The following is an 11,629-nucleotide window of genomic DNA, read 5'->3' as shown; positions in this document are numbered from 1 at the left end:
TCGACACCCAATATCAAGGAGCGCGGATTATACGTAACTTTCGCCACCAGGGTCACGTCGGGTCAATCTACAGGCAATCGGCAAAGTGCTTCAGTTCTTCTGCCGTAATAGCGAATACGCCGTGTCCGCCCCTCTCGAACTCCACCCAGGTGAAAGGGATTTCTGGAAATGCAGCTTCGAGGGCCGGCCAGCTATTGCCGACCTCAACAAAAAGTATACCTTCAGCGCTCAAATGTGCGTGCGCATCTCTCAAAATTCGCCGGGTAACATCCAAACCGTCATCACCACTGGCCAAAGCCATACGAGGCTCTGCGAGATATTCCTGTGGAAGACTCGCCATGTCGTCAGCATCCACATAAGGCGGATTGGCGATAATCAGATCGAAAACCTCACCTTTGAGCCCATCGAAGACATCTGACTGCCGAATAGCAACACTCTCTTCGAGCTGATGGAATTGAATATTGCTCTGCGCCACAGCCAGAGCATCGTCGGAAATATCGGCCACAACAACGTCAGAGTCAGGGTACCAAACCGCTGCAGCTAATCCGATGCAGCCACTGCCACAACACAGATCAAGAATTCGTTCAGGAGCCGTGGTCAGCCACGGCGAAAACTCCTGCTCAATCAGCTCCGCAAAAGGCGAGCGAGGAATTAACACTCGTTCATCGACAATAAACTCTAGTCCGGCAAACCACGCTTTTCCGGTCAGGTAGGCAACGGGAATACGCTCGTCAACACGCTTTTCGATGAGCGATATCAGCTGTTGTCGCTCCTCTAAAGTCAATCGCGCGTCCAACAAATGTGGGGGCGAATCGATGTCGAGACTGAGACTCGGCAGTACCAATTGAATCGCTTCGTCCCAGGCATTGTCAGTACCATGCCCAAAATACACGCCCGCGCGATTGAAACAGCTGGTTGCCCAGCGCAGGTAGTCGCGAATGGTGACTAATTCCTGAAGGGGGGATTCTCGCATGTCGTTCACTGTTATAATCCTCGCCGAAATGAGATCGAGCCTGCTTGTAAGGGCGGGGATATTACCGGAAATTGCGGACAAGCGCTCAAATTGAGTTGTCGCCAATCCGTCCTGCAGTTCAAAACGTAATCGCAGATGGCCCGCTCAAACTAGGGGCAAGCCAGAGCCTCAACTCGGAATTGCACTGAATGCACATACGGGCGCAACACGCTTAGAACTGGAAATAACTATGCAAGAAGAATTCAAAAACATCCTCCTCGCGATCGGCGAAGACCCCCAGCGGCCTGGCTTGGTCGATACCCCTCAGAGAGCCGCAAAGGCCATGCAGTTTCTGACCAAAGGGTATCAGCAAACCGTAGAGCAGGTCGTTAACAACGCTCTCTTTCCGTCAGATTCCAGTGAGATGATTATCGTTAAAGACATCGAACTGTATTCCATGTGTGAACACCACATGCTGCCGTTTATTGGTCGCGCTCATGTCGCCTACATACCCACCGGCAAAGTTCTCGGCTTATCCAAAGTTGCCCGTATCGTCGATATGTACGCGCGCCGCCTACAGATTCAGGAGCAACTCACCCTGCAAATCGCTGAAACGGTGCTAAATGTGACGGAAGCTGCTGGTGTTGGCGTCATCATCGAAGCCAAACATATGTGCATGATGATGCGCGGTGTGGAAAAGCAGAACTCCGTCATGAAGACATCTGCCATGCTTGGGAGCTTTCGCTCCGATACCGCGACTCGAACCGAGTTTCTGTCATTGATCAGTTAGGGTGTTGCCCATTACGGGTATTACTCTTCGATCAATACAATCTGCAAAACCCTCTCCCGCTGCCCAATTCTGGCGGCGGGAATCAGCGCACCGACGCCGTGGGCCGCAACGCGCTTGTCATCTACCCCGGCTTCGATCAGCTGCCCACGAACGCGATTCGCTAATTGTTCTGATGCGGCCAATTGCTCAGAGAGGGAAAGGCGCGAGAAATTGTGCCCCACCAAGGCAATATTCCATGATCGATGTCGCCGCAGAGTTTCAACCAAGCTCTTCAGGTGTTCGTCATCAAGGCCACCATCGGACTTAAAAGCATCGACGAAAGTGAAACTCTCGCCAGCATCCAAGCGAGCACTGATTGCACCATAGGAACTCGATATCCGCGGAGCTTCAGCCGTCGTCATAACATCGACTTGCAGATAATTGCGGCGGTTGCCCCTCTGCACACCATAAATGGCAACGAAAGAGCGCATCTCTTCGCTGTCGATGACTTCAAACGCAGAATAATACTGATGGGCATCAAGACCATAAAGCTCACGAACATCAAACCGGGTGGTTGCCCAAGCACTGCTGCTGCCACAGCGACGAGACTCACAATAGTAGAGCTCCCGCCCGCCTTGAGCCAGTAATTGATCACGATAGAAATTAAAGATTCGCGTAATATCCTGATCGGCAGGATACTCCCACGTTTGGCGATGTAAGTTCCCCTGCAGCCGCTGCTCCCGCTCCGCAATCCACTCGCTGTTTATTTTTTTCAGTTCACCCAGTGTTAGCCGATAGTCGGCGGATTCCACGGTTTTGTCGTGAATAACGCGTCCAGAATCATCACTTTGAAGTGTCACCGCCTGGGAAATTCCAGCGACAAGCCACATCGCCAGAGTGAATCCCCCAGCCAGCCAACCTTTATCGTGCTTCTTCATTGTTTTAATAATCACTGATGTTGATGGTTCCTCTGAATATGGAAAGCGACAACTTTGTCGCCATGCAAGGAAGTTATTTTTGCAGCCATCTTAGCGCCCCCTCGCAACTTTTGCATGCCGCCCTACCCCTCTCGCGGCAAATACCCATAGTGGTATTGGTACGCTCGAGGAACCTTGGCGACAAAACTCTACCAATTATTCAAAAGGGGCTGAATACAATATGAATACCACGCCTATTCGCTGCGAACCCAATGCAACTGACCACAATCTCGCGCAAAGATGTCCAGCTCTACCTTCGCGAGGCCGCTGGTTTCCAGAAAAGGTGCAGGTCGCCGAGAATCACATAACCACTGAATCAATCTGCTCACCAGCGGTTGGTGGCTAACCAATAAGATTCCCTGACTCTGATGTGTCTCAACACGGTTGTTAAGGGTGTCAGCCAAAGTTTCAACCGATGCATTTGGCACCAAATCAGGCAAGGTTTCGGAGGCACATTTGAGCTTTGTATTAACGATCTCCGCGGTCTGTTGGGCACGCAAATAGGGACTGACGAGAAGACAGTCAACATGTGATAGGTCGGTCGAATTTTCGTCGAGACGCGCTTGAACATTGGCGCGACCAGCGGCAGTAAGCTGCCGAAGTGAATCGACACTGGCGAAAGACTCAGCGTCTCCGTGTCGTAAAATAAAGACATCCATGATCGCAGCCTCGATGATAACTGAATAACAGTATAGATCTGTCGCGTCAGGAAATCGATGAGCTCTCGAACAGAGTGAGGAGTGATGCGTTAAAAATGAAAATCGGTCAGCAGGCTACGCCCACTTTCTAGGCGACAGCTGCTGACCATTATGCGCTTAGTGACTCAGCTCAAGTAGCAACTTGTTCAGCCTGGCAACATAGGCTGCCGGGTCTTCCAGAGCACCACCTTCAGCCAAATTAGCCTGATCAAAAAGAATATTCGCCAAATCTCCAAAACGATCTTCGTCCGGCTCCTGATCCAACTTGATGACCAACGGGTGCTCAGGATTGATTTCGAAGATCGGCTTGGTATCAGGTAGCGCCTGCCCAGCCTGTTCAAGGATACGACGCATTTGCGCCCCCATATCGTCATCACCGACGACAATACACGCGGGAGAAGACGTCAGACGATCGGTGACACGTACAGATTCAACACGATCTTTGAGGACATCAGAAATGCGCTTGATGAGATCTTCACTCTTTTTCGCAGTCTCTTCTTTAGCCTTCTTGTCTTCTTCCGTATCCAGCTCACCCAGATCAAACTGGCCCTTGCCGACATCCTGGAATTTCTTGTCTTTGTACTCGGCTAAATGGCTCATCAACCACTCATCGACACGATCAAACAAGAGAAGAACTTCAATGTCTTTTTTGCGCAAAGCTTCCAAATGAGGGCTGTTTTTCGCAGTGTTAAAATTTTCAGCCGCGACGTAATAAATTTTGTCCTGCCCGTCTTTCATCCGCTCAATGTACTGATCTAACGACTGATCTTGTACATCGGTGTTGGTATGGGTTGTCGCGAAACGCAACAGGGAGGCAATTTTCTCCCGATTTCCGAAGTCTTCCGCCGGCCCTTCTTTCAGTACCTGCCCAAATGCAGTCCAGAACTTCGCGTACTCTTCCGGTTTGTTGGCCAATTTACCCAACATATCCAGGACGCGCTTGGTCAGCGCAGAGCGCATGGCGTCAACATTCGGATCTTTCTGCAAAATCTCCCGCGAGACATTTAAAGAAAGATCATTAGAATCGACAACCCCTTTAACGAAGCGCAGATATAAGGGCAAGAACTGCTCCGCCTCATCCATAATAAACGTGCGCTGGACGTAAAGCTTTAAGCCTCGTGAACCTTCGCGGTTATAGAGATCGAAAGGCGCTTTACCAGGGATATACAGCAAGCTGCTGTACTCCAACTTACCCTCCACACGATTGTGACTCCAATAGAGCGGGTCTTCAAAGTCGTGTGAAATATGCTTATAAAATTCCTTGTACTCTTCGTCACTCACGTCAGTACGCGAACGGGTCCAAAGAGCGGTCGCTTTGTTGACGGTCTCATCTTCGGGTGCTGGCTTTTCTTCTCCCTCTTCAGCGTAGCTTTCTTTCAGCATAACGACGGGGATAGAAATATGATCAGAGTACTTCTTCACAATGGAGCGTAAGCGCCAGCCATCGGCAAACTCTGTCGCATCGGATTTTAAGTGCAAGACGATGGACGTTCCACGATCGGCTTTATCGACCGTTTCCACGGTAAATTCTGCCTCTCCAGTGCACTCCCAATGGACACCTGTCGATGAATCCTGGCCGGCTTTACGAGTGAAGACTTCAACCCGGTCAGCGACGATAAACGCCGAATAAAATCCAACCCCAAACTGCCCGATAAGTTGCGAATCCTTCTTCGCATCGCCCGACAGATTTTGCATGAACTGAGCCGTGCCCGATTTGGCGATGGTACCCAGGTTTTCAACAACCTCTTCTCGGGTCATCCCGATACCATTATCGGAAATGGTTACGGTATTAGCCTCTTTGTCAAAAGCAACCCGGACCTTAAGGTCTGGATCGTTTTCGAAAAGGCTGCTGTCAGACAGCGCCTCAAAACGCAATTTATCGGCAGCATCCGATGCGTTGGATACCAATTCCCGGAGAAAAATTTCTCGATTTGAATAGAGGGAATGGATCATCAGGTGCAGAAGCTGCTTGGCTTCTGTCTGAAATCCACGAGTCTCTTTCTGGGCTTCCACGGACATGTGAATAGAGCTCCTGAGCTATCAATATGGGACAAACAGTTGTTCAAGAGGCGAGATGGGGCCACTAGCAGGGATTTCAACCCCAGAACATGGCATCAGACAGATAGAAAGCCGAAGCACTGCAATAGAAAAAGGCCCACGGCGACGGTTACGAAACTCGCCGCAGTCGTTAGCAATAGTGCGGAGGCGCCAAAATGTCCTAAACCATAGCGGCTGCCAATGACTGGATAGAGACCAAACATCGGCACCAAACACAGAATAACCAGGCTCGCCTGGAGTACAGGATCAAAACTCGGCAAGAGTAAAATCAGCGCAACAACAACCAAAGGGTGGATAATAAGCTTGGCGAAAGCGACCAGCGCCAACTCCACACCGAATTCCGCCGATGAAACTTTCGCCAAAACCGCGCCACCATAAAAGAGAGAGACTCCGCTAACCGTGGTTGCCAATAGCGAGAGACTTCGATCAATGACCGAAGGCAACTGGACGGATAGAAGAGACAACAGTAAGCCAACACCGATAGCGGCCATGAGTGGCGTCTTCAGTGCATTGATCAACTTTTCCACAAACCCAGGGGCTGATTCACCATTCTCTGAACGGCCAGAAAAATGCTCCAGCAGAAAGATTCCGAGCGGCAACAGCAATAGATTTTCAACAATCAGGGCCATAGCAAAAGCTTCTTTCGGCGTCTCCGTCATAACTTGACTAAGTAACGGAAAACCAACTGCAATACTGTTTGGAAATGCCGCCCCAAGAGCAAGATAAGATGCATTTAGAACTGGCCGCTTCAAAAAATGACGGCATAGCGTAAAGACTAACCCCAAAATCAAGAGATTTCCGAGGGCATAAATCAGCATAAACCAGCCATTGATGACACGCCCAAGGGGCATAGACGCAAGTGACTGGATGATTAATGCAGGAATGGCGATATTCAAAACGAAGGCACCCAACGTCTGCAGGCCGGATGTCGGAATCACCTCCCTTCTGGCGGCAACAAACCCGAGAGCCAACAAGATGAAAATTGGCGCGGTCAGCGTCATTACGTTGAGCATGTTACCCACCCCGAAAAAGCTCTATCTTATAACAGTTTTTTGTCGCACAACCCGAACAATTGCGAAGGATGAATTCAAATCAGTATTTAGCAGGCAAAAAAAAGCCCTTCCGAAGAAGGGCTTTCTGGAAGATAACTGAAGCGGTAAATTACCAGCCAGTTACCTCTTTCAGTGCATCACCGATGCCTGCCAGCGAACGCACGGTTTTAACGCCTGCGTCATTGAGCGCTGCAAATTTCTCATCTGCAGTTCCCTTACCGCCAGAAATGATCGCACCAGCGTGGCCCATGCGCTTTCCAGGAGGAGCAGTTACGCCCGCAATGTAAGAAACAACTGGCTTGGAGACGTTGTCCTTGATGAAAGCAGCGGCTTCTTCTTCCGCTGAACCACCGATTTCACCGATCATAACGATCGCTTCAGTCTGTGGGTCTTTCTCAAACATACCGAGAATATCGATAAAGTTTGAACCTGGAATTGGATCACCACCGATACCAACACAGGTAGATTGACCAAAACCGTAATCCGTTGTCTGTTTTACGGCTTCATATGTCAAGGTACCAGAACGCGATACGATACCCACTTTACCAGGAAGGTGGATGTGTGCTGGCATAATACCGATTTTACATTCCCCAGGAGTTATGACACCTGGACAGTTAGGACCAATAAGGCGAACACCCAGCTCATCGCACTTGACCTTACACTCCAGCATATCCATAACGGGAATGTGCTCGGTGATACAAACGATCAACTTAACGCCGCTGTAGGCCGCTTCCAGGATTGAATCCTTACAGAAAGGTGCTGGCACGTAGATAACAGATGCGTCAGCGCCAGTAGCGTCAACGGCTTCTGCCATAGTGTTAAACACTGGCAGACCAAGGTGAGTTTGACCGCCTTTACCCGGAGTTACTCCGCCCACCATTTGAGTGCCATAATCGATCGCCTGCTGGCAATGAAATGTGCCCTGGGAACCGGTAAAACCCTGACAAAGGACTTTGGTATCTTTGTTAATTAATACGCTCATTTGCTCGCTCCCCAATTATCCCTTAGCTGCTTTAACGACTTGCTCAGCAGCATCGGTCAAACTTGTCGCAGCAATAATATTCAATCCGCTGTCAGCCAGTACTTTGGCTCCCAGCTCGGCATTGTTACCTTCCAGACGCACAACAACGGGGACTTTTACGCCCACCTCTTCGACGGCACCGATAACACCTTCAGCGATCAGGTCACAGCGTACGATACCACCGAAAATGTTGATCAGAACGGCATTAACCGCCTGGTCTGACAGGATGATTTTGAACGCTTCGATAACACGCTCTTTGGTCGCACCGCCACCGACGTCCAGGAAGTTCGCCGGCGCACCACCGTGCAACTTAACGATATCCATGGTGCCCATAGCCAAACCGGCGCCATTTACCATACAGCCGATGTTGCCTTCCAAAGCAACGTAGTTCAGATCCCATTGAGCCGCGTGAGCTTCACGGTCATCTTCCTGAGTTGGATCATGCATTTCTTTAAGATCTGGATGACGGTAAACCGAGTTTCCATCAATGACAACTTTGGCATCCAGGCAGTGCAGATCATCAGCAGGAGTGATAACCAGAGGGTTGATTTCCAACAGCGCGAGATCTTTCTCTTTGAACATCTTCGCCAAGCCCAAAAAGATTTGGGTGAACTGCTTGATTTGCTTGCCTTCCAAGCCGAGCTTGAAAGCCAGGTCACGGGCCTGGTATGGCTGCGCACCGGTCAGAGGATCGATGGTTGCTTTGAGAATTTTCTCAGGCGTTGCCTCCGCCACTTTCTCAATTTCGACACCACCTTCAGTGGAAGCCATAAAGACAATACGACGGCTAGAGCGGTCGACAACAGCACCAAGATACAGCTCTTTGGCGATGTCTGTGCATGGCTCAACCAGTATACGGCTGACCGGCTGACCTTTTTCGTCTGTCTGGTAAGTTACCAGGTTATTACCCAGCCACTTCTTGGCAAACTCTTCGATTTCCGCCTTCGATTTGACCAGCTTGACACCACCAGCCTTACCGCGACCACCTGCGTGTACCTGCGCTTTAACTACGAACTCACCGCCACCGATAATATCGGCTGCAGCGACCGCTTCCGCAGGAGTTTCCGCAGCGATACCTTTGGAGACGGGCAGGCCGTATTCGGCAAATAACTGCTTACCCTGATACTCATGCAAATTCATGTCTTCTTTCCATCCACTTATGCGCAAGGCGCGTGTTTATGATACGGCGGTGGTATAGAGCTCCAGCCGCCAGGATTGAGGTGGTAAACTGTGCACACACCACCTCCCCTTGTTTGCGCTTTCAGTCTTATTATTTGCGCTTTTTGCGGTTTGGCATGTGAATCGCGTGGCCGTTAACCGCCAGAGCTGCTTCTTTGACAGCTTCTGAAAAGGTTGGGTGACCAAATACTGTCATGCCAATGTCCTCTGCAGTGGAACCAAACTCCATTGCAATGGCCACCTGCTGCACCAAATCAGACGCCGCAGGACCCACGATATGACACCCCAGAATACGATCTGTTTTGGCGTCAGAAATCATTTTAACCATCCCTTCAGCTTCGTCGGCGGCAACCGCACGACCAATCGCCATGAATGGGAAAGTACCGACGTTATAATCTTCACCATCCGCTTTCAGCTGCTCTTCGGTACGACCAACTGATGCAACTTCAGGGTGGGTGTAAATGACGTTCGGGATAATATCATAGTTAACCAGCGTCTTTTGGCCGGCAATGCGTTCGGCGACAACAACACCCTCTTCAGAGCCTTTGTGCGCCAACATTGGGCCGCGAACAACATCACCGACAGCCCAAACGCCCGGGGCGTCAGTAGAACACAGGTCATTGACATAAATACAGCCGCGTTCATCCAGATTGACGCCACTGTCGGCAGCAAGCAGTCCTTCTGTATAGGGACGACGGCCAACACAGACAATCAACTTGTCAAAAGTTTCTTTCTGCTCGTTTCCATCTTTGTCTGAATAGGTAACTTCAACTTCTTTACCCTTAACCTCAGAGCCAGTTACCCGACACCCAAGACGAATATCCAGCCCCTGCTTAGAGAAAATTTTCTGAGCTTCTTTGGCAATCTGCTGATCCATCATTGCAAGAAAGTCTTCCAGAGCTTCCAGCAAAACGACCTCGGATCCCAGACGCTTCCATACGCTGCCAAGCTCGAGACCAATGACGCCAGCACCAATGATTCCCAAACGCTTGGGCACTTCCTGAAATTCCAAAGCACCGGAAGAATCGACAATGGTTTCGCCATCAACAGGCGCCACTGGGATATTTACCGGTACCGAGCCAGACGCGAGAATAACGTTGTCCGCTTCCAGTACTTTTACATTTCCCTCAAAGTCCGTGTATTCGACTTTGTGATTAGCCAGCACCTTGCCGCTACCGTAAAGGGAAGTGACCTTGTTTGCCTGAAAGAGTCCAGAGATGCCACCAGACATCTGCTTAACGACACCTTCCTTACGCTTGATCATCGCAGGCACATCAATGGAGACGTCTCCTGTTCCGATACCGTGACCGGAAAAAGAGGCCTTTGCCTCATGAAATTTGTGGGAGCTATCCAGCAATGCTTTCGAAGGGATACAGCCGACCTGCAGACAGGTTCCGCCATTAACACCTTTGCCTGCCTTGTCTTTCCACTTCTCGATGCAAGCCGTTTTTAATCCCAACTGCGCGGCTCTGATCGCGGCAACATATCCAGCGGGGCCAGAGCCAATGACAATGACATCGAATTTATCCGACATAAGCGGGTCCTAATGATTAAGTGAGTTGCTTTAATACATCTGCGACCCCATCGGGGGCCGCGTATGAACAGATGAGGTTGTACCGACGAGAGAATATCGGCTGGAAATTACAATTCCAATAAGATACGGGCTGGATCTTCGATCATATCCTTGATCGCAACCAGGAACTGCACAGCGTCTTTTCCATCGACCAAACGGTGATCGTAGGATACTGCCAAGTACATCATCGGCAAAATCTTGACCTCACCATTTACCGCCATTGGGCGCTCTTGGATCGAGTGCATACCCAGAATCGCCGTCTGTGGCGGATTCAAAATAGGTGTAGACATCAGTGAGCCAAATACACCGCCATTGGTGATTGAGAAAGTACCGCCTGTCATCTCCTCCATGGACAGCTTACCTTCTTTAGCACGAATTCCATAATCGCGAATGGTATTTTCAATTTCTGCCAGGCTGAGGAATTCGGCATTACGGATCACAGGAACAACCAACCCTTTATCAGTAGAAACAGCGACACTGATGTCCTGGTAACCGTGGTATACGATATCGTCATTATCGATAGATGCATTGACCGCTGGGAATCGTCTCAGAGCTTCAACTGCCGCTTTTACAAAAAAGCCCATAAAGCCTAAGCGAGTGCCATTGTGCGCTTTCTCAAACTGGTCTTTGTACTTCTTACGGAGAGCCATAACCGGCGCCATATTAACTTCGTTAAATGTGGTCAACATGGCGGTTTCATTTGACGCATACAGTAGACGCTCGGCGATACGCTTACGCATCCGAGTCATGGGTACACGCTTTTCGACTCGCTCACCGGCAAGAGCTGCCGGAGCCGCTGCAGGTGCAGCCGCAGGAGCGGCCTTGGCCGCAGGCGCTTCCGACTTGGCGGGCGCGTTAGCAACATCTTCTTTAGTGATCAAGCCACCTTTACCGGTGCCTTTAACTGCAGACAGGTCAATGCCTTTCTCACTGGCCAGCTTGCGCGCAGAAGGGCTCGCAACCACGTCACCGGAAGCAGCAGGGGCCTCAGCCGCAGCTTCTGCAGGAGCAGCTTCAGCAGGCGCTGGCGCAGCGGAACCACCGGCGCCCTCGGCAAATTTAGCAATAACTTCATTACTGAGGATGGTTTCACCCTCACCTTTCAGGATTTCGGCAAGCGCGCCGTCGGCAGGTGCAACGACTTCAAGTACAACCTTATCGGTTTCAATATCGACGATCAGCTCGTCGCGTTTGACAGCCTCGCCCGGTTGCTTGTGCCAGGTGGCAACAGTGCCATCCTGTACAGATTCCGGAAACGTGGGCGCCTTTATTTCTATAGTCATTCTGTTTTCCTTTAGCCTCGCAGGCTTCTATCTTTTCTCAAATTGCGAATGTTGTTTGTGTACATCG

At 50.4% G+C, this 11,629-nt stretch carries 10 protein-coding genes; 1 reads left to right on the top strand and 9 read right to left on the bottom strand.

Annotated features, from left to right (window positions below; all coding sequences use genetic code 11):
- Positions 1-67: 67 nt before the first annotated feature.
- Positions 68-973 (bottom strand): 50S ribosomal protein L3 N(5)-glutamine methyltransferase, encoded by a 906-nt coding sequence (prmB, locus tag ACXAFR_RS11035; protein ID WP_475176889.1) that lies wholly within the window; start codon positions 971-973, stop codon positions 68-70.
- A 229-nt stretch (positions 974-1,202) separates the two neighbouring features.
- Between prmB and folE the strand changes: the two genes are divergently transcribed.
- The gene (folE, locus tag ACXAFR_RS11030) at positions 1,203-1,742 is read left to right on the top strand and encodes a GTP cyclohydrolase I FolE (protein WP_475176660.1); all 540 of its coding nucleotides are present in this window, start codon (positions 1,203-1,205) and stop codon (positions 1,740-1,742) included.
- 20 nt (positions 1,743-1,762) lie between these two features.
- On the opposite strand, the gene ACXAFR_RS11025 is transcribed toward folE, so the two are convergent.
- From ACXAFR_RS11025 to odhB, 8 genes are all read right to left on the bottom strand, one after another.
- The gene (locus tag ACXAFR_RS11025) at positions 1,763-2,674 is read right to left on the bottom strand and encodes a DUF4892 domain-containing protein (protein WP_475176658.1); all 912 of its coding nucleotides are present in this window, start codon (positions 2,672-2,674) and stop codon (positions 1,763-1,765) included.
- Between the two features lie 218 nt (positions 2,675-2,892).
- Positions 2,893-3,357, bottom strand: coding sequence for a phosphohistidine phosphatase SixA (gene sixA / locus ACXAFR_RS11020; RefSeq protein ID WP_475176656.1), 465 nt, complete (start codon positions 3,355-3,357; stop codon positions 2,893-2,895).
- A 156-nt stretch (positions 3,358-3,513) separates the two neighbouring features.
- A complete protein-coding gene (gene htpG / locus ACXAFR_RS11015) occupies positions 3,514-5,415 on the bottom strand; it encodes a molecular chaperone HtpG (RefSeq protein ID WP_475176655.1) in 1,902 nt (633 codons plus the stop codon).
- Positions 5,416-5,510: 95 nt separating this feature from the next.
- Entirely contained in the window at positions 5,511-6,467 is a 957-nt protein-coding gene (locus ACXAFR_RS11010) for an AEC family transporter (RefSeq protein WP_475176653.1), read from the bottom strand.
- A gap of 148 nt (positions 6,468-6,615) precedes the next feature.
- Positions 6,616-7,488 carry a succinate--CoA ligase subunit alpha gene (sucD, locus tag ACXAFR_RS11005; protein ID WP_475176650.1) on the bottom strand — a complete coding sequence of 291 codons (873 nt, stop codon included), beginning with the start codon at positions 7,486-7,488 and terminating at the stop codon, positions 6,616-6,618.
- A gap of 15 nt (positions 7,489-7,503) precedes the next feature.
- On the bottom strand, positions 7,504-8,667 hold the full coding sequence (gene sucC / locus ACXAFR_RS11000) for an ADP-forming succinate--CoA ligase subunit beta (RefSeq protein ID WP_475176648.1): 1,164 nt from the start codon (positions 8,665-8,667) through the stop codon (positions 7,504-7,506).
- Between the two features lie 130 nt (positions 8,668-8,797).
- The gene (gene lpdA, locus ACXAFR_RS10995) at positions 8,798-10,240 is read right to left on the bottom strand and encodes a dihydrolipoyl dehydrogenase (protein ID WP_475176647.1); all 1,443 of its coding nucleotides are present in this window, start codon (positions 10,238-10,240) and stop codon (positions 8,798-8,800) included.
- A 107-nt stretch (positions 10,241-10,347) separates the two neighbouring features.
- Positions 10,348-11,562 carry a 2-oxoglutarate dehydrogenase complex dihydrolipoyllysine-residue succinyltransferase gene (odhB, locus tag ACXAFR_RS10990; RefSeq protein ID WP_475176644.1) on the bottom strand — a complete coding sequence of 405 codons (1,215 nt, stop codon included), beginning with the start codon at positions 11,560-11,562 and terminating at the stop codon, positions 10,348-10,350.
- Positions 11,563-11,629: the final 67 nt, after the last annotated feature.

This window comes from Pseudomaricurvus sp. ABR4_320, assembly GCF_056159445.1.
Note: the sequence above shows the minus strand (reverse complement) of the source record. Positions and strands in the feature narration are given on the sequence as shown.